This window comes from Pseudomonas sp. CC11G (assembly GCF_056174845.1).
The window spans coordinates 29941-52134 of record NZ_JBWBZC010000005.1; the positions used below are offsets into that span (position 1 = coordinate 29941).

14 protein-coding genes, 1 tRNA gene and 6 pseudogenes are annotated in these 22194 nt (G+C 60.8%); 10 read left to right on the forward strand and 11 right to left on the reverse strand.

Annotation, left to right across the window (positions count from 1 at the left end; translation table 11 throughout):
• Positions 1-125 precede the first annotated feature (125 nt).
• From imuA to AC0V2S_RS08470, 3 genes and pseudogenes are all read left to right on the forward strand, one after another.
• Complete coding sequence (gene imuA, locus AC0V2S_RS08460) at positions 126-776, forward strand: translesion DNA synthesis-associated protein ImuA (protein ID WP_475509354.1); 651 nt, start codon at positions 126-128, stop codon at positions 774-776.
• 2 nt (positions 777-778) lie between these two features.
• The gene (locus tag AC0V2S_RS08465) at positions 779-2203 is read left to right on the forward strand and encodes a Y-family DNA polymerase (protein ID WP_475509355.1); all 1425 of its coding nucleotides are present in this window, start codon (positions 779-781) and stop codon (positions 2201-2203) included.
• A pseudogene (locus AC0V2S_RS08470) lies at positions 2200-5275 on the forward strand (error-prone DNA polymerase). Before AC0V2S_RS08465 ends, AC0V2S_RS08470 begins: the two are co-directional and overlap by 4 nt.
• Positions 5276-5685: 410 nt before the next feature.
• Here the strand turns inward: AC0V2S_RS08470 and AC0V2S_RS08475 are convergent.
• From AC0V2S_RS08475 to ltrA, 4 pseudogenes are all read right to left on the reverse strand, one after another.
• Positions 5686-6290: pseudogene (locus AC0V2S_RS08475) on the reverse strand (GNAT family N-acetyltransferase).
• Positions 6287-7029, reverse strand: a pseudogene (gene lpxH / locus AC0V2S_RS08480) (UDP-2,3-diacylglucosamine diphosphatase). The pseudogenes AC0V2S_RS08475 and lpxH overlap by 4 nt, the downstream one beginning before the upstream one ends.
• Positions 7030-7037: 8 nt before the next feature.
• Positions 7038-7533: pseudogene (locus AC0V2S_RS08485) on the reverse strand (peptidylprolyl isomerase).
• A 120-nt stretch (positions 7534-7653) separates the two neighbouring features.
• Positions 7654-9367: pseudogene (gene ltrA, locus AC0V2S_RS08490) on the reverse strand (group II intron reverse transcriptase/maturase).
• Between the two features lie 1143 nt (positions 9368-10510).
• On the opposite strand from ltrA, the gene AC0V2S_RS08495 reads away from it, so the two are divergent.
• On the forward strand, positions 10511-12217 hold the full coding sequence (locus AC0V2S_RS08495; protein WP_475509356.1) for a glutamine--tRNA ligase/YqeY domain fusion protein: 1707 nt from the start codon (positions 10511-10513) through the stop codon (positions 12215-12217).
• Between the two features lie 9 nt (positions 12218-12226).
• Positions 12227-13609 (forward strand): cysteine--tRNA ligase, encoded by a 1383-nt coding sequence (gene cysS, locus AC0V2S_RS08500; protein WP_475509357.1) that lies wholly within the window; start codon positions 12227-12229, stop codon positions 13607-13609.
• Positions 13610-13834: 225 nt separating this feature from the next.
• Here cysS and AC0V2S_RS08505 read toward each other — a convergent pair whose 3' ends face one another.
• The 3 genes and pseudogenes from AC0V2S_RS08505 to AC0V2S_RS08515 all read right to left on the reverse strand — a co-directional run bounded on the left by AC0V2S_RS08505 (position 13835) and on the right by AC0V2S_RS08515 (position 16738).
• Positions 13835-15139: an OprD family porin gene (locus AC0V2S_RS08505; RefSeq protein WP_475509358.1), complete on the reverse strand. Its 1305-nt coding sequence runs from the start codon at positions 15137-15139 to the stop codon at positions 13835-13837.
• A 126-nt stretch (positions 15140-15265) separates the two neighbouring features.
• Positions 15266-16120: an MBL fold metallo-hydrolase gene (locus AC0V2S_RS08510; RefSeq protein WP_475509359.1), complete on the reverse strand. Its 855-nt coding sequence runs from the start codon at positions 16118-16120 to the stop codon at positions 15266-15268.
• A 22-nt stretch (positions 16121-16142) separates the two neighbouring features.
• Positions 16143-16738, reverse strand: a pseudogene (locus AC0V2S_RS08515) (glutathione S-transferase family protein).
• Positions 16739-16883: 145 nt separating this feature from the next.
• Here AC0V2S_RS08515 and AC0V2S_RS08520 point away from each other — a divergent pair.
• From AC0V2S_RS08520 to AC0V2S_RS08530, 3 genes are all read left to right on the forward strand, one after another.
• Positions 16884-17441 (forward strand): TetR/AcrR family transcriptional regulator, encoded by a 558-nt coding sequence (locus AC0V2S_RS08520; RefSeq protein ID WP_475509360.1) that lies wholly within the window; start codon positions 16884-16886, stop codon positions 17439-17441.
• A 115-nt stretch (positions 17442-17556) separates the two neighbouring features.
• The gene (locus tag AC0V2S_RS08525) at positions 17557-18696 is read left to right on the forward strand and encodes a DUF5610 domain-containing protein (RefSeq protein ID WP_475509361.1); all 1140 of its coding nucleotides are present in this window, start codon (positions 17557-17559) and stop codon (positions 18694-18696) included.
• 42 nt (positions 18697-18738) lie between these two features.
• Positions 18739-18975 (forward strand): glutaredoxin family protein, encoded by a 237-nt coding sequence (locus tag AC0V2S_RS08530; protein ID WP_475509362.1) that lies wholly within the window; start codon positions 18739-18741, stop codon positions 18973-18975.
• Between the two features lie 3 nt (positions 18976-18978).
• On the opposite strand, the gene AC0V2S_RS08535 is transcribed toward AC0V2S_RS08530, so the two are convergent.
• From AC0V2S_RS08535 to mobA, 4 genes are all read right to left on the reverse strand, one after another.
• Entirely contained in the window at positions 18979-19170 is a 192-nt protein-coding gene (locus AC0V2S_RS08535) for a hypothetical protein (RefSeq protein ID WP_108097376.1), read from the reverse strand.
• A gap of 104 nt (positions 19171-19274) precedes the next feature.
• Positions 19275-19351, reverse strand: a tRNA-Pro gene (locus AC0V2S_RS08540).
• Between the two features lie 90 nt (positions 19352-19441).
• The gene (locus AC0V2S_RS08545; RefSeq protein ID WP_475509363.1) at positions 19442-19663 is read right to left on the reverse strand and encodes a YgdI/YgdR family lipoprotein; all 222 of its coding nucleotides are present in this window, start codon (positions 19661-19663) and stop codon (positions 19442-19444) included.
• A gap of 77 nt (positions 19664-19740) precedes the next feature.
• On the reverse strand, positions 19741-20343 hold the full coding sequence (gene mobA, locus AC0V2S_RS08550) for a molybdenum cofactor guanylyltransferase MobA (RefSeq protein WP_475509364.1): 603 nt from the start codon (positions 20341-20343) through the stop codon (positions 19741-19743).
• A gap of 76 nt (positions 20344-20419) precedes the next feature.
• Here mobA and moaB point away from each other — a divergent pair, with 76 nt between their 5' ends.
• Together moaB and AC0V2S_RS08560 are read left to right on the forward strand one after the other, a co-directional pair.
• A complete protein-coding gene (gene moaB / locus AC0V2S_RS08555) occupies positions 20420-20959 on the forward strand; it encodes a molybdenum cofactor biosynthesis protein B (protein ID WP_475509365.1) in 540 nt (179 codons plus the stop codon).
• A complete protein-coding gene (locus AC0V2S_RS08560; RefSeq protein ID WP_475509366.1) occupies positions 20956-22170 on the forward strand; it encodes a molybdopterin molybdotransferase MoeA in 1215 nt (404 codons plus the stop codon). Before moaB ends, AC0V2S_RS08560 begins: the two co-directional genes overlap by 4 nt.
• The last annotated feature ends 24 nt before the right edge of the window (positions 22171-22194 follow it).

The following is a 22194-nucleotide window of genomic DNA, read 5'->3' on the forward strand; positions in this document are numbered from 1 at the left end:
AGGGGCATCCGAGTCGGTTGTGATGATTTGTGATCGTCTGCACCTCTTGTCGCCAACCATTGACCACCCCCCGCTCAATTAGGTTTACTGTATACCCATACAGTAATTTCCTACTGAGCTGCACCATGCTTCCTACCCCAATGTCTCTTGCCGACTCCGCCGTGGCAGGCAATGTCGTCTCTCTGGAGTCCTTGCTCGACCGCCGTCGTGTGTGGAAGGGCCGGGCCATGCCGCAGCAGGCGGGGCATATCGCCACCGGCCATGCCACGCTGGATGCGCTGTTGCCCACCGGCGGTTGGCCGGAAGCGGCGTTGAGCGAAATTCTGCTGAATGCCCCCGGCGTCGGTGAGCTGAACTTGCTCTGGCCGACCTTGGCGCGCCTGACCTCGGCGGGCGAGCGCGTGGTACTGGTGGCGCCGCCGGGCATTCCCTACCCAAGTGCCTGGCTGGCCGCCGGGGTCGATCTGCGCTGGCTGAGCATTATTCAAACCAGCGGTAGCGATGCCTTGTGGGCCACCGAACAATGCCTGCGCTCGGGCAGTTGCGGCGCGGTGTTGAGTTGGCCGCAGCAGGCCGATGACCGTTCCCTGCGCCGTCTGCAAGTGGCCGCCGAAACCGGGCAAACCCTGGCCTTTGCTTATCGCCCTTTAAAAGAAGCGGTCAACCCGTCGCCCGCCGCGCTGCGCATTGCCATCGACACCCAGCCCGCGCAGTTGCGTGTGCTCAAGTGCCGGGGCGGCCTGGCGCCGGCCATGCCTGTGCCGCTGGCGCGCTGACCATGCGCTGGGTGTGCATTGTGTTGCCGCAACTGGCCTTGGATGCCGTACTGCGCGCCAGCAGCGAACCCGAGGCGCCGTTGGCGTTGATCACCGGCACGGCGCAGCGCCGCGTGGTGCAGGCGGTGAACGACGCCGCCCGTGAGCTGGGCTTGCAGGCGGGGCAAAGCCTGACCACGGCCTTGGCCCTGAGCCGCGACTTCACTCAGGTGGAATACGACCACGGCGCCATCGCCCGCTGGCATCAGTTTCTTGCGGCCTGGGCCTATTCCTTCAGTTCTCAGGTGAGCCTGCGTTACCCACGTGCTTTGCTGCTGGAGATTGAGTCCAGCCTGGCGCTGTTCGGGCCTTGGCCACGCTTTGAAGCGCGCCTGCGCAGCGAACTCACGGCGCTGGGCTTTCGCCATCGCCTGGTGGCAGCGCCCAACCCGGTGGCCGCGCGCATGCTCGCCAATGCTTACGACGGGCTGGCCGTCAGCGATAGCCAGGTGCTGCACGAGGTGCTGGAGCGCATGCCGCTCAATCGCCTGGGCCTGGACAACAAAACCGCCAGCGCCCTGGCGCGCATGGGCCTGCGCAGTTTGCAGCAGGTGCTGGCGCTGCCCCGGCATACCCTGGCCAAACGCTTCGACGCCGCGCTGTTGTTGCACCTGGATACTTTGCTCGGCCAACGCGCGGTGGCCCTGGATTGTTACCAGCCGCCGGAGCAGTTCGAGGTGCGCATCGAGCTGAATTTTGATGTGGAGTCGAACCAGGCGCTGCTGTTTCCCCTGCGCCGGCTGACGGCGGACCTGGCGGCCTTTCTCGCCGGGCGCGACAGCGGCGTGCTGGGGTTTGTGGTGCACCTGGAACATGTGGACGGCAGCCGCAGCCAGGTGGATGTGGGCCTGCTTAGCGCCGAGCGCGAGCCCACGCTGTTGTTCGACCTGGCCCGTGGCCGGCTGGAGCGGCTGCTGGTGCAGTCGCCGGTGCGCGCGGTGAGCTTGCAGGCCAAGAATTTGCCGGCCTTTGTGCCCGAGCACCGCGAGCTGTTTGATGAGCGCCCGCAGCAATCGGTGCCCTGGCTGCAGTTGCGCGAACGCCTGCGTGCGCGGCTGGGCGATGAGGCGGTGCAGGGTATTCAGGCGCATGCCGACCACCGCCCCGAATGCGCTTGGCACGCCTCGGCCAGCAGCAAACCGCCGCTGCTCGAGCGCGGCGCGCCACGCCCGGGTTGGCTGCTGAGCGAGGCCCAGGCGTTGCGCGAACGGGCGCCGCAGATTCTGGCCGGGCCGGAGCGCATTGAGTCCGGCTGGTGGGACGGCGGTGATATCCGCCGCGACTACTACCTGCTGCTCACCCGCAGCGGCCAGCGCGTGTGGGCTTATCGCAGTGTTGGCGGCAGCGATGAACCAGGGCCTTTTATGGTCCACGGGTGGTTCTCGTGAGCGCTACCTATGCCGAGCTGCACTGCCTGAGCAATTTCAGTTTTCAGCGCGGTGCCTCCAGTGCCAAAGAGCTGTTCGAGCGGGCCAAACGTCACGGCTATCAAGCCTTGGCGATTACCGATGAGTGCACGTTGGCCGGCATCGTGCGCGCCTGGCAGGCGGCTCAGGACAGCGGGCTGCCGCTGATTGTCGGCAGCGAAATGGCCCTGGAGGATGGCCCGCGCCTGGTGCTGCTGGTGGAAAACCTGACGGGCTACCAGCACCTGTGCCGGCTGATTACCCAGGGCCGGCGACGCAGCGAAAAGGGTCAATACCGGCTGCTGCGCGAAGACTTCGCCGCGCCGCTGCATGGCTTGTGCGCCCTCTGGCTGGCCGACCTCGACGGCGATGTGAACGAGCAGGGCGCCTGGCTGCGTACGATATTTGCGCAAACCCTGTGGCTGGCGGTGGAGCTGCACCACGGCGCCGACGATGACCGGCGTTTGCAGCAGCTGCTGACCTTGGCCGAGCGCCTGGCCATTCCCGCCGTGGCAGCGGGCGATGTGCATATGCACGCCCGTGGCCGCCGCGCCCTGCAAGACACCATGACCGCCATCCGCCATCACTGCACCGTGGCGGAGGCGGGGTTGCGGTTGTTTGCCAATGGCGAGCGGCATTTGCGGCCGTTGGAAACGCTGGCGCAGTTGTATCCGCCGGCGTTGCTGGCCGAGACCGTGAATATTGCGGCGCGCTGCACCTTCACCTTGAAGGAGCTGAAGTATCAGTACCCCCATGAACTCGTGCCGGCCGGCCATACGGCCACGTCGTGGCTGCGGCACCTGACGGAAGAAGGCATGCAGTGGCGCTGGCCCGAAGGCATTCCGCAAAAGGCCATCGATCTGGTGGAGCGCGAGCTGGGGCTGATTGCCGAGCTGGGTTACGAAAGCTACTTCCTCACGGTGCATGACATTGTTCGCTTCGCCCGCAGCCAAGGCATTCTCTGCCAGGGCCGTGGCTCGGCGGCCAACTCGGCGGTGTGTTTTTCCTTGGGGATCACCGAAATCGACCCGGCGCGGATGAATATGCTCTTCGAGCGCTTCCTCTCCAAAGAGCGCAACGAGCCGCCGGATATCGACGTCGACTTCGAGCACGACCGCCGCGAAGAAGTGCTGCAGTACATTTTTACCCGCTACGGCCGGGGCCGGGCGGCGCTCACGGCGGTGGCCAGCACCTACCACGGTGCTGGCGCGGTGCGCGATGTTGGCCGCGCGCTGGGGTTGCCGCCGGATCAAATCAACGCCCTGGCCGATTGCTGCGGGCGCTGGAGCAAAGACGGCCCGCCGCTGGACGATCTGCGCGAAGCCGGCTTCGACCCCACGCTTCCCGAGCTGCGCCGGGTGCTGGCGCTGACCGCCGAGCTGATCGGTTTCCCTCGCCACTTATCCCAACACCCCGGCGGCTTTGTGATTTCCGAACAGCCGCTGCACAAGCTGGTGCCGGTGGAAAACGCGGCCATGGCCGACCGCACTATCATTCAGTGGGACAAGGACGACCTCGATCTGGTGGGCTTGCTCAAGGTGGATATCCTCGCCCTGGGCATGCTCAGCGCCATTCGCCGCACCTTCGATTTGATCGAGCACCACCGGGGGCGAAAGTGGAGCTGGCCACACTGCCGGCCGAAGACAAAACCACCTACGAAATGATCAGCCGCGCCGACACCATCGGCGTGTTCCAGATCGAGTCCCGCGCGCAGATGGCCATGCTGCCGCGCTTGCGCCCGCAACCTTTTACGACCTGGTGATTCAGGTGGCCATCGTGCGGCCGGGGCCGATTCAGGGCGATATGGTTCACCGTACCTGCGCCGGCGTAATGGAGAGGAGGAGGTGACCTATCCATCTGATGAGCTGAAAGTGGTGTTTGAACGCACCCTGGGCGTGCCGCTGTTTCAGGAGCAGTGATGGAGCTGGCGGTGGTGGCCGCCGGTTATAGCCGTGGCGAATCGGATGAACTGCGCCGCTCCATGGCCGCCTGGAAACGCCATGGCGGCCTGGAGCATCACCGTAAACGCCTTACCGACGGCATGCTCGAACGCGGCTACGAAGCGGCATTTGCGGCGCGCATTTTCGAGCAGATAAAAGGCTTTGGCAGCTACGGTTTTCCCGAGTCCCACGCGGCCAGTTTTGCCCTGCTGACCTACGCCAGTTGCTGGCTTAAATGCCACGAGCCTGCGGCCTTTGCCTGCGCGCTGATCAACAGCTGGCCCATGGGTTTTTACAGCCCCGACCAGTTGCTGCAAGACGCCCGCCGCCACCAGATCGAAACCCGCGCCGTGGATGTGCAGGCCAGTGACTGGGACTGCACCCTGGAATTTGCCGACGACGACCCGCACTGCACGGGCGAACCGGCCATTCGCCTGGGGTTGCGGATGATCAAGGGGTTTCGCCAGGAGGAGGCTGAGCGCATCGCTGCGTTGCGGCCGTTTACCAGCGTGACCGAGTTGATTCAGCGCGCCGGGCTGGATGGCCGTGCCCGTGAACTGCTGGCCGATGCCGGCGCGTTGCGCAGCCTGGCCGGGCATCGGCATAACGCGCGCTGGCGGTGGCCGGGGTGCAAGAGCAGGCACCGTTGTTTGCCGATTGCCGCCGGTGGAGGAGGCCGTAGCGCTGCCGGCGCCGAGTGTGGTCGATAACGTGTGGATCGACTACGCGACCCTGGGCACTACGCTCGGCCCGCATCCCTTGAGTTTGCTGCGCCGGGAGTTGCGCAGCCGCCGGTGCCGCAGCTCGGCCGAACTAAAGGCTACGGAAGACGGCAGCGCCGTGCGGGTGGCCGGTCTGGTCAAAGGCCGGCAGCGCCCGCAGACCGCCAGCGGGGTGATTTTTGTCACCCTGGAAGATGAGTTCGGCATGGTGAATGTGGTGGTGTGGAACGAGCTGGGCGAGCGGCAGCGGCGGGTGTTGGTGGGGTCGAGTTTGATGCGGTGGAAGGGAAGCTGGAGGCCAAGGATGGGTGCAGCATTTGATTGCCAAGCGGTTGACTGACCTGACGCCGTTGTTGAGTGGGTTGCAGGTGGGTAGCCGGGATTTTCGTTGAATTTATGGCAACGCACCGTCACCCCGCGAAGGTAGAGCACGATGTTGAGTACGACATAAGATTCTGGATTCCCGCCTGCGCGGGAATGACGGGGAAATAGCTCTAACCACCGTCATCCCAGCGCAGGCTGGGATCCAGAATTTCGGATGATGCGCGAAATGGGGTACGGCACGAGATTCTGGGTCCCAGCCTGCGCTGGGACGACGGTGTTGGGGCGCAGGGTGGTGTTTGGCGGGCCAGCTTTCCAACGACATCGGCTTCAGCGCCGAATGTGAGTAGCCAGGTCTTTCGCTGAATTTATAGCAACCCACCGTCATCCCAGCGCAGGCTGGGATCCAGAATTTCGGATGATGCGCGAAATGGGGTACGGCACGAGATTCTGGGTCCCCGCCTGCGCGGGGACGACGGGGTTAGGGCGCGGGGTGGTGTGGACGGGCCATCTTTTCCAACAGCATCGCCTTCACCCCGGCCACTCGCTATCGATGATGCTAAACCGCACCGAATTGCGCTTGCGCCCATCCGGCATGATTCGCTCATGGCGCACGATGCCTTCCTGCGTCGCGCCAATGCGCAAAATAGCCGCGCGGGATTTGTCGTTCAGCTCATCGGTGGTGAATTGCACGCGCACGCAGTCCATCACTTCAAACGCATGCTGCAGCAACAGAAACTTCGCCTCGGTATTGGCTCCGGAACGCTGGGCCGATTGGCGCAGCCAGGTATGGCCGATTTCTACCTTGCGGTTGGCGCGGTCGACTTTCCAGAAGCGCGTGCTGCCGAGCACCTGGCCGTCGCTGTTGCGCACCAGCAGAAACGGCATCACCGTGCCTGTCGCGCGCCCGGTCAGGGCGGTGGTCAGGTACTGCTCGACGGTGTCCGGCCCGGGGATGACGGTGAACTTCATCTCCCACAGCCGACCATCGCTCGCAGCTTCCAGCAGGCGCGGAGCATCGCTGGGTTGCAGGGGCTGGAGCGACAGGAGGCTCCCTGTGAGCACAGGGTCGAGGGGGAAACTCATACGGCGATGCTTTCCACCGGCACAAAATCAAACGCGGCGAGCTGAAACCCTTGGTCGTCCACCTGCAACGCCCAACCCTGTTTGTCCCAGTCGCCCAGCACGATGCGCCGCGCCGGTTCGCCGTTCACTTGCAAGCGGTGCACGGCAGGGCGGTGGGTGTGGCCGTGGATCAGCGTGCGCACGCCGTATTCCTGCATCAGGCGCGGCACTTCTTCGGGCGTTACGTCGACGATATCCGCCGCTTTCATCCGCGTTTGCGTGCTGCTTTCCTTGCGCAGTTTGCGTGCGAGTTTTTCCCGCGTGCGGCGCGGCAGGTTACGCAGAATAAATAGCGTGAGCGGGTGGCGCAGGTAACGGCGCAGGCGCATATAGGCTTCGTCGCGGGTGCACAGGCTGTCGCCGTGCATCAGCAGTACCGGTTCGCCGCCGAGCTCGATTCGGGTCGGGTCAACCAATAAAGAGCAGCCGGCTGCGCGGCAAAAACCTTGGCCGAGCATAAGTCGCGGTTGCCGTGCATCAGGTAGATGGCGGTGCCGCTGTCACTCAGCTCGCGCAGGGCCTGGGCGATGGAGGCTTGGAAGGGGCTCATGGCGTCGTCGCCAATCCAGGCCTCGAAAAAGTCACCGAGGATATAAAGGGCGCCAGCCGTGCGGGCACGGCCGGCGAGAAAATGCACAAACGCCCGGGTAATGTCCGGGCGTTGTTCTTCGAGGTGCAGATCCGAGATCAGAAGAGTGATCAATCGGTTTACTCGGCAACGATCTCGGCGCGTTCGATGATCACGTCATCGACTGGCACGTCCTGGTGGCCGGATTTCATGGTGGTGGCCACAGCGCGGATTTTGTTGACCACGTCCATGCCGTCTACCACTTCACCGAACACGGTGTAGCCCCAGCCTTGAACGGTCGGTGCGCTGTGGTCGAGGAAGTTGTTGTCGGAAACGTTGACGAAGAACTGCGCCGAAGCCGAATGCGGCTCCATGGTGCGGGCCATGGCTACGGTGCCAACTTTGTTGGAAAGACCGTTGTTGGCTTCGTTCTTGATGGTGGCGCGGGTGGCTTTTTGCTTCATGCCTGGCTCGAAACCGCCGCCTTGAATCATGAAATTGCTGATCACGCGGTGGAAAACGGTGTTGTCGTAATGACCAGCCTTAACGTATTCCTCGAAGTTGGCAACGGTCTCCGGGGCTTGTCAGCGAACAGTTCAGGGTGATGACGCCGTGGTTGGTGTGCAGCTTGATCATGGGAAAATCCACTCTGTCGAGAATTCGAAGGCCTGTCAGGGGGTTGAGTCGGGTGGCCCCGAACCATTACTGGTCCGGGGCCCCCTAAGAACCGTACGTGCGCCTTTCAGCGCATACGGCTCAAGCCTCAGCTAAGCCCTTTCGAGGGGCCGGCTTTTTCACCTTTAGTCCACGTGCGTGGAGTTGCTGGTGACAATCGGGGTGCAATAATACCCGGTTTTCCAAGGAGTCATTACCACCTTGTGAGCGGTAGATGATGTGGTGGTCATGCCAGCCAGTTTCCTTGGATATTGGGGTACTACACATGACGCACAAGCCCTTCTGTTGAACGAAGAGGGTCGATACCTGCTTGCGGTACTTCAGCTTGGTCAGCATCCGTTCCATGCGCAGTTTCTCTCCGTCTTCCTCGTAGAGCGGGTCAAAGGGTTGTATTCCGCTTTGATCTTCTTGTGACGCACAACTTCGACTCCAGCGATATGGAACAATCCGAAGTCCCTTTTATCTCCCTTCTTATCCACGGTTTTTGTGGAGAACACCCAGTTTCTGGGTCCCTCTGTAACGAAATACCTCTTCCGTATCCAGTTGAGACCTTTCCGTGGGTGGCGTCTAACAGCCCAACGCCACAAAGCCTTGAAGATCATGTGATCCATCAAGCTGAACGCCTTTTTAGCGACTACGGGTTGGTGGTAAAGCGCCCAACCGCGCAGCAACGGGTTCAGCAGTCGAATTAGATTCTCCTGCCTTGCCGTCTTGTTGCCGCTGATTACTTCCTTCGCTTTGCGATAGAACGCCTGAGCGTTTTTTCTTGCTTGGCGTGATCAGTAACTTGCGCATGTCCTGTGAGGAATATTTGCGAAAGTTCCAGCCTAGAAAGTCAAAGCCTTGGTCTATGTGAGTGATGCGGGTTTTTTCAGGTGAGAGTCGTAATCCCCTTGATGAAAGGAATTGTTCGACCCACGGACGGACCTCAGTTTCGAGGATCTCCCGAGAGCTGCCTGTGATGACGAAGTCATCTGCATATCGCACGACGTTGACTTTGAGCGACTTGGCCCGAGTCTTACCTAAGTGTTTCTTCAGATCAGACTCAAGACCATCTAACGCTATGTTTGCCAGAGTAGGGGAGATGATCCCTCCCTGAGGCGTACCCGCTACCGTTTCCGACAACAGGCCCTTGTGGACTACACCCGCCTTCAGCCATTTCGTGAGCACATTGCGGTCCATAGGGACATTGCTGATGAGCCAGTCGTGGTTGATGTTGTCGAAGCATCCTTCTATGTCGCCTTCCAGCACCCACTGAGGGGAAACCTTCTTGGAGAGACAGACGAATAGCTGCCCCATCGCGTCATGCGTAGAGCGCTCTGCCCGGAAGCCGTAGCTATTTGGGTCAGCTCTAGTTTCGGCGGCAGGTGCCAGTGCCAGCAGGTGGAGTGCCTGCATAGCTCTGTCGAGCATCGTGGGGATGCCTAGCGGACGCTCTTTGCCATTGGACTTGGGAATGTATACCCGCCGCAATGGTTGCGGCCGATATCCACGAGCCCCAAGTTTTGAAGTGGCACTGAACTTGGCGTCAGGTGTATCCCAGAGAACTCGGTCGACTCCCGCCGTTCGTTTTCCCTGGTTCTCGGTGACTCGACGTACAGCCAAAAGTTTGGCTGAGCGCGAGCGGGTCAACATTCTTTGCAAGGACTTAACCCTGCGCCAATCGTTTTCCCGACAAGCCTTCGCAATACGTAACTGCATTCTCGAACGTTCCTTTGGACAGAGACCAATCGATGTCTTGCCAATTTTGTGGACCGTTTGGATGCGCAGACACGGATGATCCGTGCTCTTTCATGCTGCATTCCTCTCAGGTTGAGCCCGAGCGGAAGCCATAACGTCCCCGAAAGGGCGTAATAGCTCCCTTCGGAAGGTTTATTTGAGTGAGGTTAGTCAGGCGTCTTGCGACGTAAGACCAGGCGGAAGTCTGCCCCTTTCGGGTGAGATGGTTTAACCACCTCTATCCGATCCATTACAGATCGGCCTTCGCTTTCTCCGCCATCCCATACCCGCACGACCGACAGCGTTCCTTGCGGTTCGCCTGCCCATGGGGCAGTCATACGGGCTTACCACGTTCCCCGATCATCACACGACTGGTTTAGGGTCTACCTTTCCACCGGAGGTCCTAGTAGCGACGTGCTCCCGAAGCCGACGAGAGCAGCTGGACCTCGTACCTTTTGGTTCGTGCCTATCAGCAGATTTGGCACGTTCATAGTTACGGTGTTTATCAGTAGTTCACTTGAGTTACCCATGCCAGCCAGCCTAGCAACCAGATTCGGTACTGCTCCGAACCTTCCAAGTCCCCTCACGGTTCGTTGTACCCATACGGGAGTTACATTGTCAGGAGAGCTCTGCACCCCACCGTTACCAGTGACGCACATCCCCTTAGGCTACTGCTGGTCGCACAGCAGATCCGCTACCTCTACCGGAGTAGGGGTTGGATAATGACAAATCGGAGCAGGCGGTACCGATAGATAGCACCGTGTCCCCATACCTCGCGGTATTGAGAGGAAACGCGAGCTTGGCGCCCACCTGATTGAGAGAAATCCCTTGTGGGGATGACTCCCCAGAGGGCGACGGAGGAATGGATTACCTACCGTCATTTAGCTCGAAAACACTGAGACAATTTTCGTGTAAAAAATTGTAACAGAGCGCCTTTTTAGGACAAATTGAGGGCGCATGGCCCCCTTTTTAATCTCCATTCAACACGTTTTACCGATGTCGAAGGACCCCTTGAAGGGACGAAAACAGGCCATTGCCTTTTACAGAGTGCTGCTTGTTTTGGAATTCCAACCCCTTGATATCAAAGGGTTTGAGGACCTGGATCAGCTATCCAAACCTACCAGTACACGCACATGCGTGTCGCACCAGCTTCGGCTATGATAAGCGCTTTGTTTTGGTCGGCCTACCCTGGCTGCGCACCTGTACGTTCAAGGATCCTATGAGCAAGCCTACTCACGACTCCGCTGCCGTTCCCGCCGCTGATGGCAAAGCTGCCCCCGTTGTCCCTGCCAACTTCCTGCGCCAGATCGTTCAGGCTGATCTCGATTCGGGCAAACACACCAAGATCGTCACCCGCTTTCCGCCGGAGCCCAACGGCTACCTGCATATTGGCCATGCCAAATCGATCTGCGTGAACTTCGGCCTGGCCGAGGAGTTTGGTGGCGTGTGCAACCTGCGCTTCGACGACACCAACCCGGCCAAGGAAGACCAGGAATACATCGACGCCATCAAGAGCGACGTGCAGTGGCTGGGCTTTCAGTGGGACGGCGAAGTGCGTTTTGCCTCGCAGTATTTCGACCAGTTGCACGATTGGGCCGTTGAGCTGATCAAGGCCGGCAATGCGTATGTCGATGACCTGAGCCCCGAGCAAGCCAAGGAATACCGTGGCACATTGACTGAGCCTGGCAAGAACAGCCCGTTCCGCGACCGTTCGGTTGAGGAAAACCTCGATCTGTTCGCCCGCATGAAAGCCGGTGAATTCGCCGACGGCGCCCGCGTGCTGCGCGCCAAGATCGACATGGCCTCGCCGAACATGAACCTGCGCGACCCGATCCTGTACCGCATTCGCCACGCGCATCACCACCAAACCGGCGACACCTGGTGCATCTACCCGAACTACGACTTCACCCACGGTCAGTCGGATGCCATCGAAGGCATCACTCATTCCATCTGCACCCTGGAGTTCGAAGGCCATCGCCCGCTCTACGAGTGGTTCCTGGAGCACCTGTCGGTGCCGGCGAACCCGCGTCAGTACGAGTTCTCGCGCCTGAATCTGAGTTACACCGTTACCAGCAAGCGCAAGCTCAAGCAGTTGGTGGACGAGAAGCACGTAAATGGTTGGGACGACCCGCGCATGTCGACCCTGTCGGGCTTCCGCCGTCGCGGTTACACCGCCGGCTCCATCCGCAAGTTCTGCGAAATGATCGGCACCAACCGTTCCGACGGCGTGGTGGATTTCGCCATGCTCGAATTCGCCATCCGTGACGACCTGGACCACAACGCGCCGCGCGCAATGTGCGTACTGCGTCCGCTGAAAGTCGTGATCACCAACTACCCGGAAGGTCAGGTCGAGAACCTCGAACTGCCGTGCCACCCGAAAAACGACATGGGCGTACGCGCCTTGCCGTTCGAGCGCGAGATTTACATCGACCGCGACGACTTTATGGAAGAACCGCCAAAAGGCTACAAGCGCCTGGAACCGGGCGGTGAAGTGCGCCTGCGCGGCAGCTACGTGATCCGTGCTGACGAAGCGATCAAGGACGCCGACGGCAACATCGTCGAGCTGCGTTGCTCGTACGACCCGGAAACCCTCGGCAAGAACCCCGAAGGCCGCAAGGTGAAAGGCGTGATTCACTGGGTGCCGGCCGCTGCCAGCATCGAGTGCGAAGTGCGTCTGTACGACCGCCTGTTCCGCTCGCCAAACCCGGAAAAAGCTGAAGAGGGCGCGAGCTTCCTCGACAACATCAACCCGGCTTCGCTGCAGGTGCTCACCGGTTGCCGCGCCGAGCCGTCGCTGGCTCAGGCCAAACCGGAAGACCGCTTCCAGTTCGAGCGCGAAGGTTACTTCTGCGCCGATATCAAAGACTCGCAACCAGGCCGGCCGGTGTTCAACCGCACCGTGACCCTGCGCGATTCGTGGGCCTGAGGAACTAACGTGCTTTCGATCTACAACACGCTGACCAAGACCAAAGCGCCGTTCAAGCCGCTGGATGGCAACAAGGTGCGCATGTACGTGTGCGGCATGACCGTGTACGACTACTGCCACCTGGGCCACGGCCGCAGCATGGTGGCCTTCGACCTGATTACCCGCTGGCTGCGTTTTAGCGGGTATGACCTGACGTACGTGCGCAACATCACCGACATCGACGACAAAATCATCAACCGCGCCCGCGACAACGGCGAGAGCTTCGATGCCCTGACCGCGCGCATGATCGATGCGATGCACGAAGACGAAGCCCGCCTGAACATCAAGAAGCCGGACATGGAGCCGCGCGCCACCGACCATATCGATGGCATGCACGCGATGATCCAGACCCTGATCGACAAGGGTTACGCCTACGCGCCGGGTAACGGCGACGTGTACTACCGCGTTAACAAATTCCTCGGCTACGGCAAGCTGTCGCGCAAGAAGATCGAAGACCTGCGCATCGGCGCGCGCATCGAAGTGGACGAAGCCAAGGAAGACCCGCTCGATTTCGTGCTGTGGAAAGGCGTGAAGCCGGGCGAGCCAAGCTGGGAGTCGCCGTGGGGCGCTGGCCGGCCGGGCTGGCATATCGAGTGCTCGGTGATGTCCACCTGCTGCCTGGGTGACACCTTCGACATCCATGGCGGCGGCAACGACCTGGAATTCCCGCACCACGAAAACGAGATCGCCCAGAGCGAGGCGGCCACCGGCAAGCCGTACGCCAATGCCTGGATGCACTGCGGCATGATCCGCATCAACGGCGAGAAGATGTCCAAGTCGTTGAACAACTTCTTCACCATTCGTGATGTGTTGGAAAAGTATCAGCCGGAAGTGGTGCGTTACCTGTTGGTATCCAGCCACTACCGCAGCTCGATCAACTATTCCGAAGACAACCTGAAAGAAGCCAAAAGCGCGCTGGAGCGGTTCTACCACGCGCTCAAAGGTTTGCCGGTTGTGGCGCCTGCCGGTGGCGAAGCGTTGGTGGAGCGTTTTACCGCCGCCATGAACGACGACTTCGGCACCCCGGAAGCCTGCGCCGTGTTGTTCGAGCTGGTGCGCGAAATCAACCGCCTGCGTGATAGCGATGTCAACGCGGCGGCCGGTTTGGCGGCGCGCTTGAAAGAACTGGCCAGCGTGCTGGGCGTGTTGCAGATGGACGCCGATGACTTTTTGCGCGCCGGCGCTGAAGGCAAGGTGGACGCTGCCCAAGTGGACGCCTTGATTGCCGCGCGCTTGCAGGCGCGTGCCGACAAGAACTGGGGCGAATCCGACCGCATCCGCGACGAGCTCACCGCCATGGGCGTGGTGCTGGAAGACGGTAAGGGCGGGACGACCTGGCGCTTGGCTGATTGATTGTTTGCGCTTGAACAAAAAGCCCGCCAATTGGCGGGCTTTTTTTGTTCGTGGTGGATGGATCGAAAACCCAAACATTCCACCGTCATTCCCGCGCAGGCGGGGATCCAGACTCGTCTGGTGAACGCCGTTGGAACGTCTATAGACGTCCGCCGTTATATTCTGGATCCCCGCCTGCGCGGGGATGACGATGTTCCTCCAGATATCACCGGGGGTTTTTCGGCTTTACCACAACCCCACCGTATAACTCACGATCAACCGGTTCTCATCCAGGTCATTGCCAAAGTTCGAACGCGCCGTGGCGTTGCGCCATTTCACGCCGAGGTTTTTCAGCGGGCCGTCCTGGAAGATGTAGCCGATATCCATATTGCGTTCCCATTCTTTGCCGTCGTTGGCGCCGCCTACACGGTCGACGTCGTCACCATTGAGGTAGCGGGTCATAAAGGTGAGGCCGGGAATACCGATGGCGGCGAAGTTGTAGTCGTAACGTAGCTGCCAGGATTTTTCGTCTTTGGCGGCAAAGTCGCCGATCTGCACGTAGTTGACCAGGAACGGGTCAGTAACGTTGACGTAGGCAAAGCCGGTATCACCGCTCATGCGCTGGTAACCGGCACCAAAGGCGTGGCCGCCGAGGCTGTAGGTGAACATGGCGCCCAGGGCTTTGTTGTCGACGTTGCTGTGGCTGCCGTCATCGGTGGAGCGGGCGTAGCGGATGTCGGATTTCAGCGATTGCTTGTCGGCCAGCGGCAACACATGGGTGAGGTTGACGATGTGCTGTTTGTAGAACTCATCCAGATTGCCGTAGCTGTAGGCGGTGGTGAGTTGGTCGTTCCATTTGTAGCTGCCGCTGGCGAAGTTGAATTCGTCGCTGGTGAGCCCGGGCGTGGTAACGATGCCGCGCCGGCCGCCGCCGTTGATGGTCATTTCTTCGTAGTCGGACGAGTCGCGGTAGTTCACCCGTTTGATCTGCCCGGCATCCAAACTCAGGTTGTCGATATCCAGCGAACTAATCTGCCCGCCTTGGAACAGTTGCGGCAGCAGGCGCGAGTCGTTGGCCTGCAGCACTGGCAGCTTGGGCGCCAGGGTGCCGACTTTGAGAATGGTCTTCGAGGCTTTCAGCTTTGCCGTGACGCCCGCATCGCCATAGCTGTCCTGCGCTCTGCCGGTTTCCCGGTCCACTTGCAGCAACTGGGTGCCGGTGCGGCCACGGCCGGAATCTAGTTTTAACCCCAGAGTGCCTAACGCATCGACGCCAACGCCAATGGTGCCGTCGGTGTAGCCCGACTCGAAGCGCAGCAGAAAGCCCTGCGCCCATTCCTCAGACTTGCTGCGAAATTCGCCAGGTTTGCCGGTGACACCGGGCGGATTGGGATTACCGTCCTGCCGGTAGTCGCGGTTCATGTAGAAGTTGCGCAGCTCGAGGCTGGCTTTGCTGTCTTTGATGAAATCAGCGTGGGCAATGTTGGGCAGGGACAGGGAAACGCCAACGGCAGCCAGGGCGACTGCGTGGGCGAGGGGAGCTTTGCGCATTATTGTTTTCTCCTCGTGGCGGCTCGGTCGGTGGTGGTGTGACCGATTTGTTACCGCGTATGAATCTAAGCACGAGGAAAAGACTTCCGCCCTTTAGACCTTAGTCTGCCGGGCGTTTGCGCCGCTCTACTGCACCCATTGCGGGTAATAACCGAGTTTGTCCTGCACGGCGGCGTCGTGGGCCGGGACGATGATCAGTTTCGGATTGTTGACTGCCAGATCGTGCACGGTTTTCAGCACGTTGGCCGTCTGTTCGCGGTCGTTGTCGACCATGTTGCGGCTAAACCAGAATTTTTCGTGTGGCCCGGTAAAGCCTTCCAGGCGCCAGCTGGCATCGCCGGTAAAAAAGAAGCGCCGCCCGTCTTCGAGGGTCAGAAACAGCCCCACCGAACCCGGCGTATGGCCACGCAGCGACACCACTACCAAGCTGCCGTCGCCAAACAAATCGAGGCTTTCGCTAAAGCCCATAAAGGGCTCGGGCTCCAGCACGTAGGGGCGCCATTTCACGTTGTGCTTGAACTGGCTGGGCAGCACGGCCGGCGGCGTGGAGATATGGCTGAACTCGATATCTTCATAGGGCGCCCACACCGGCACCTCGGGGAAATCCACCAACGCCGAGGCGTGGTCCCAGTGCACGTGGGACAGCAGAATGCGGTCGATGCGGATGCCGTCGCGGTCCAGTTGGTCGCGCGCCGGCGTCACCGGGCCATATTGCAGCAAGGGTTTGTCCCAGGCCGGCATTTCTTCGAATTGGCTGTCCACCTGGCGACCCAGCCCTGTATCGAAGAGCAGCGTGGCGGCGTGGTGCTGGATCAGCACGGCGGTGTGGTTGACCTTTACCTTGTCGGTCCAGCTGCCGCCCTCGTAGGTAAAGGCGTCGAGGGTTTCGGTCTGCGAGGTTTTGATCAGGCTGAACCGCAGGCCGTCGGCAAAGCTGGGCAGGCTGAGCAGCATCAGCAATAACAGATGGTACGAGCGCATGGCGTGGCTCCCTAAACGGTGATTACAGACCGTGCATGCCGATATAGCCCGGAAGCTCGCGCAGGCGACCGAACCATTGCTGGACGTGAGCGTAGGGGCTGAGGTCGATAGCGCCTTCACCGGCCAGCGCTACGTAGGGGTACACGGCGATATCGGCGATGGTCGGGGCATCGCTTCTGCCAGCCAGTGATGCTGGGCGAGGTGGGTGTCGAGCAGAGCCAAAGTGGCCAGCGAGGCGGTGGTGACTTTGGCCACATCAATGGGCATGCCGAATTTTTTGTGCAGGCGCGCCATATTCGGGCCCTGGTGCACTTCATGGGCGGCAAAGCTCAGCCACGAGGCCACGCGAGCCTGGCGCAGCGGTTCCAAAGGCAACCAGCTTTCGGCGCCGTAACGGCGGGCGAGGTAGGTGAGGATGGCTTGGGAGTCGACCACGATCGCACCTTCGTCTTCCAGCGCCGGCAACAAACCCCGTGGATTGATCTGCAAATAATCGTCACCACGGTGCTCGCCGCCGAGAATATTCACGCTCTGCAATTGCGCGGTCTGCCCAATCAAGCTCAGAAACAGGCGCACTTTGTAGCAGTTGCCGGACAGTTCCATATCGTAAAGACGCATAGCGGTTAACTCTTGTGGTTGGGTTGTGTGATAGATACTAGATAGACAGGTCTGTCTATTTCAAGTAAAAATTTCCCACACCCAGCCGATACCTTTCAGCGGCTGACGAGGCCCGCGCATAATGGCGGCCCTCAGGAGGCCTTACATGGCAGCAAGCAAACGCGAGCAATTGATCGAAACCGCCCTGTCGCTGTTCAACCGCGTGGGCTATCACGCCACCGGCATCGACCGCATTCTGGCCGAGTCGGGCGTGGCGAAAATGACCCTCTACAACCACTTCAAATCCAAGGACGAATTGATCGTCGCCGCCCTGGAATCGCGCTTTGGCGAAATTCGCCGCACCCTCGATTACGCCCGCGAACACGTTGAGCCGCGTGCGGCCGTGCTCGGTGCTTTCGACGGTTTGCAGACGTGGTTACAGCAGGAGGATTTTTGCGGCTGCCTGTTTATGAGCGCGGCGGCGGAGTTTTCTGATCGGTCGCACCCGGTGCACCAACAAGCCGCCGAGCAGAAACGCCATCTGGCGGACTATTTCGAGAGCGCCTTGCAGCGTCTGGAAGTCGCTCAACCGGCGGTGCTGGCGCGGCAGCTGCAGTATTTGTTTGAAGGCGCAGTGGATATGGCGCACCTGATGGGACCGGGTCAGCAGGCAGCCGAGGCCAAAGCCGCAGCGTTGGTGCTATTGGACGCCGCTGGGGTTTAGCGCTGAATTTTCCTGGTGGGACGTAGGACCATCGGTCGGTCTCATGGCGAAATGCCCTCAACTTTTGCCAAACGGCGCCGTCAACCTTGCAGATGTCCTGTCGAGGAAAACGACCATGGCTACTTCTTCTGCTGCCTTTCTGCCAGCCAATTTGCGCGCTGGCAACACCAGCAATATTGGCAAAGCGTCCACTACCGGTGGCGCAATTGACCCGCAAAAAACCCTAGCCAACCGTCTGGCCGACAAGCTCGGCCTGAAGGCCAGCGACATTAGCGGCAAGTCCAGCGACTACACGCCGGACAAGGTTGCCGACCGCATTCTCGGTTTCGTCGAAGGCAGCATCAAAGCCAAGGCCGCTGCCGGCGCCGACCCCGCCGAGCTGCAAGATATGCTTGCGCAAGCCCGTAAAGGCGTGCAGCAAGGCTTTGACGAGGCCAAGAAAATTCTCGATGGCCTCGGCGTATTGGGCGGCACGATTGCCTCCGATATCGAAGAGACCTTCAACAAAATTACCGCTGGCCTGGACAAGCTGGGCGAAAGCCTGGGCGTGCCGTCGACCAGCAGTGGCACGGGCGACACCACGTCGATCACCGGCGACTACAGCAGCCGCAATTCCCAGGCCCAGGCGCAGAGCTTCAGCCTCGATCTGACCACGCTGGAAGGCGACAAAGTCAGTATTCGTGCGGCTAATGCCTCGTCCAGCGACAGCACCACGTCGGCGGACGGCAGTTCGTCATCGACCAAAACCATTCAGGTGGCGGGCTATTCGGTGCAGGTGGATGGCGACCTCAATGATCAAGAGTTGGCCTCGCTGAAAGACTTGTTCGGTAAGGTCTCCGATATTTCCGACAAGTTCTATTCCGGTGACTTGCAGGGCGCGTTTGACCAGGCGGTGAAGTTGGATATCAACGGCACCCAACTGGCCAGCCTGTCGCTGAACCTGACCACCGCCAGCGTACGCGCCACCGAAACCTATGGCTCCGTGGCCGGCGGCACTAGTGCGGCAGGTGCCGGTAACAGCGCCCTGCAGGATTACGCCAAGAGCTTGGTGGATGGCCTGCAAAGCGCCAGCAGCATTTCGAGCGATCCGGCGAAAACCATGTCTGATCTGCTCAAGGGCGCGTTCAGCCTGGACGACCGCTTCAGCCAAGACGATCTGGACAAGGCGCAAACCCTCAACGACCGCCTGCTCGACGGCCTCAAAGGCCTGATCACCCCGCAAACCCAGACCACGGCCGCTGCCAGCGACGTGTGACTCGGCTAAACTGCGCCTCAACTTTTTCCTTGAGGCGCAGCGATGCTTCCCGAATGCCAACTGTTCGGCACCCTAGGGTGTCATCTCTGTGAAGTGGCCGAAGCGCTGCTCATGCCCTTTGTCGAGCACGGTTTGCTGGTGGAGCTGATTGATATCGGCGACGACGAAGCGCAGGTGGAGCTCTACGGTTTGCGTATTCCGGTATTGCGCCGCTGTGATAGCGGCGCGGAGCTGAACTGGCCGTTTGAAGCCGACCAGGTCGCGGCGTTTCTGCGTTAACGATTAGTCGTCGTCTTTTTCGCCACGGCGGCGCGGAGGCGGCGGAGTGTCTTCGAATACTTCGGCCACTTCGCAGGCCATTTTCTCGCTGGGCAATGGCCCGGCAACTTGCTCGCCAGAGCTTGCACACACCCACCAATTACCGGCACCGATCTGCTTGATCACATAACCGTTTACGGTTTTTTCTGCGCTCATGTTTATTCTCGATAAAGGAAAGATTGGGCTGGTTTCGCCGTGTTCATTAAAGGCGAAAACGCGGCCAATAAAAAACCCGCCAAGAGGGCGGGTTTTTCAGGGATTGGTCGGAGAGACAGGATTCGAACCTGCGACCTTCTCGTCCCGAACGAGACGCGCTACCGAGCTGCGCTACACTCCGAATGGGGCCAGATTTTACTGAAAAAGTTTTAGCGCACAAGGGGTTAGCCGGAAAATTTTCTTACGTGGGCTAACCCTTTTTCGTCACGCCTTAGAGTTCCTTCACGGTACGTACCTGGTCTTTATTGACCTTGGTGCGTTTGCCATCCAATTGCTCGAATTGATAGAAGCCGGAGTCGCTGTCGTATTCCGGTTCGTCGACGGTTTGAATCTCGCGACCGTCATTCAGGGTGATCACCGAGGGCGAGGCGCAACCGGCGAGGGCAACGAGGCCAAAGGCCAAAGCAAAGGCGGGAATAATCCGCTGATTCATGGGTTTTTCTCCGTTATAGGCAGACTCAGGTCTGCTGCATTTTTACGCTGCATGAGACGCAAGCCTAACGGTCAAGTTCAGTGGCGGGCAGAGATTGCCGCCTGCGCCAACAACTCCGGCGTATTCAGATTGGCCAGCCGCGCATCATCCTCAGCCAAATCCAGATAAACCGCCCCATGCAGTTCAAACACCTGGCGCGGGCTGCGTTTACCCGCCTGCCACGCCTGCTCCACTCCCGGCGCAATGCTCGTCGGCAGCACACTAAACAACGGCTCCCACTGCGCACCGCGGCGCAACATCACTGGTTTTTTTGCCTGTTCAGCCAAACGCCCCATGGCGTGCAACAACGGCAAATCCACCAGCGGCGCATCGCACGGCAACACCAACATCCAGGGGTGTTTCGCCACGGCCAGCCCGGCCCGAATACCCGCCAGTGGCCCGTGAAAGTCGGTATTGCCGTCACTCACCAACTGATCCGCATACGGCGCGTAGACGTGCAGATTGCGGTTACAGGAAATGATCAAATCATCGGTCAGCGGCCGCGTCAGTTCCTGCAAATGGGCGATCAGCGGCTTGCCGCGCCAGGCCACCAGGCCCTTGTCGACGCCGCCCATACGCTGGCCGCGGCCGCCGGCTAACAACAGAATCGAACAGACGGGCAGGGTGGTCGAATCGGTCATGGGCGCTCCTGGCGCGATAAGGGCGAGGGCTGTGATATAAACACCGACCTGCCTCCCCTACAACCGGATTGAGCCTATGAACACCAAGGCTGAAGCACCCTTTGTGCCCCTGAATATCGCTGTGCTGACCGTCAGCGACACCCGCTCCCTGGAGACCGATACCTCCGGCCAACTCTTTGTTGATCGCCTGTCCGCTGCCGGCCATAACCTGGCTGCGCGCGTGTTGCTTAAAGACGATCTGTACAAAATCCGCGCCCAGGTCGCTACCTGGATTGCCGAAGACACCGTGCAAGTGGTGCTTATCACCGGCGGCACCGGCTTTACCGGCCGCGACAGCACCCCGGAAGCCGTGAGCTGCCTGCTGGATAAACAAGTCGACGGGTTTGGCGAGCTGTTCCGGCAGATTTCCGTCGCCGATATCGGCACCTCCACCGTGCAGTCGCGCGCCCTCGCTGGCTTGGCCAATGGCACGCTGGTGGTGTGCCTGCCGGGCTCGACCAACGCCTGCCGCACCGGCTGGGACGGCATCCTCGCCGAGCAGTTGGACAACCGTCACCGCCCGTGCAACTTCGTGCCGCACTTGAAACAGGCTGCGCCGTGCGAGACGCGCGGATGAGCGAGGCCAAACGCCCCGGCCTGCTGCCGGTTGAGCAGGCGCTGGAGCGCTTGCTGAAGCTGGCCGAAGCCGCACCGATTACCGACGTGGAACGCGTGGCCCTGGCCGATGCCCACGGCCGCGTGTTGGCCGAGCCGCTGGTGGCCAGCCTCGACCTGCCGCCCTGGCCCAATAGCGCCATGGACGGCTACGCCCTGCGCGTGGCCGACTGGACTGGCGAGCCGCTGACCGTCACCCAACGCATCTTCGCCGGCCAGGCACCGCAACCGCTGCAGCCCGGCACCTGCGCGCGCATCTTTACCGGCGCGCCGGTGCCCGAAGGTGCCGACGTAGTGGAAATGCAGGAAAACGCCGAGGAGCTCGAAGACGGCCGCGTGCGATTTACCGAAGCCCTTAGCGTTGGCCAGAACATTCGTCCGCAAGGCCAGGAAACCCGTGTGGGTGAAACCGTGCTGGTGACCGGCACGCGCTTGAACGCCATCAAGCTCGGCCTGTGCGCAACGCTCGGCGTGGCCAAATTGAACGTGGTGCGCCGCCCGCGTGTGGCGGTGCTGTCTACTGGCGACGAGCTGATCGAGCCCGGTCAGCCGCTGGGCCCCGGACAAATCTACAACAGCAACCGGACGCTGCTGTGCCAATGGCTCAAGCAGGTGGGCTGCGAGGTGATTGATGGCGGCATTCTGCCGGACAACCTCGAACTCACCCGCGAACGCCTGGGCGGTTTTAGCAACGTTGACCTGATTCTTTCCACCGGCGGTGTGTCGGTCGGCGAGGCGGATTTCCTCGGCCATGCGCTGCGAGAAGAGGGCGAGCTGGCGCTGTGGAAGCTGGCGATCAAGCCGGGCAAGCCGCTGACGTTTGGCCATTTCCGTGGCGTGCCGGTGATTGGTTTGCCGGGTAACCCGGCGTCGAGCCTGGTCACGTTTGCGCTGTTGGCGCGGCCGTATTTGCTACGCCGGATGAGCGTGCAAGAAGTGCTGCCGCTGCGCTTTCCGGTGCCGGCGGGGTTTGTTTGGCGTACTGCCGGTGAGCGTCGCGAATACCTGCGCGCCCGGATTGAAGACGGGCGTGCGGTGCTCTACAGCAACCAGAGCTCCGGCGTGCTGCGCAGCGCGGCGTGGGCCGAAGGGTTGGTGGAAGTGCCGGAAGGGCGGACGTTGAGTGAAGGGGAGAGCGTTAATTTCATCCCACTCAGCGAAGTGCTGAGTTAAGCCGCTCTTCGTAGGATGGGTAGA

Coding starts and splice junctions, on each gene's coding strand:
- AC0V2S_RS08525 (WP_475509361.1), top strand. CDS start 17,557: ATGGCTACTTCTTCTGCTGCCTTTCTGCCAGCCAATTTGCGCGCTGGC.
- AC0V2S_RS08535 (WP_108097376.1), bottom strand. CDS start 19,170: ATGAGCGCAGAAAAAACCGTAAACGGTTATGTGATCAAGCAGATCGGT.
- AC0V2S_RS08465 (WP_475509355.1), top strand. CDS start 779: ATGCGCTGGGTGTGCATTGTGTTGCCGCAACTGGCCTTGGATGCCGTA.
- mobA (WP_475509364.1), bottom strand. CDS start 20,343: ATGACCGATTCGACCACCCTGCCCGTCTGTTCGATTCTGTTGTTAGCC.
- AC0V2S_RS08510 (WP_475509359.1), bottom strand. CDS start 16,120: ATGCGCTCGTACCATCTGTTATTGCTGATGCTGCTCAGCCTGCCCAGC.
- AC0V2S_RS08545 (WP_475509363.1), bottom strand. CDS start 19,663: ATGAATCAGCGGATTATTCCCGCCTTTGCTTTGGCCTTTGGCCTCGTT.
- moaB (WP_475509365.1), top strand. CDS start 20,420: ATGAACACCAAGGCTGAAGCACCCTTTGTGCCCCTGAATATCGCTGTG.
- AC0V2S_RS08560 (WP_475509366.1), top strand. CDS start 20,956: ATGAGCGAGGCCAAACGCCCCGGCCTGCTGCCGGTTGAGCAGGCGCTG.
- AC0V2S_RS08530 (WP_475509362.1), top strand. CDS start 18,739: ATGCTTCCCGAATGCCAACTGTTCGGCACCCTAGGGTGTCATCTCTGT.
- AC0V2S_RS08505 (WP_475509358.1), bottom strand. CDS start 15,139: ATGCGCAAAGCTCCCCTCGCCCACGCAGTCGCCCTGGCTGCCGTTGGC.
- imuA (WP_475509354.1), top strand. CDS start 126: ATGCTTCCTACCCCAATGTCTCTTGCCGACTCCGCCGTGGCAGGCAAT.
- AC0V2S_RS08520 (WP_475509360.1), top strand. CDS start 16,884: ATGGCAGCAAGCAAACGCGAGCAATTGATCGAAACCGCCCTGTCGCTG.
- AC0V2S_RS08495 (WP_475509356.1), top strand. CDS start 10,511: ATGAGCAAGCCTACTCACGACTCCGCTGCCGTTCCCGCCGCTGATGGC.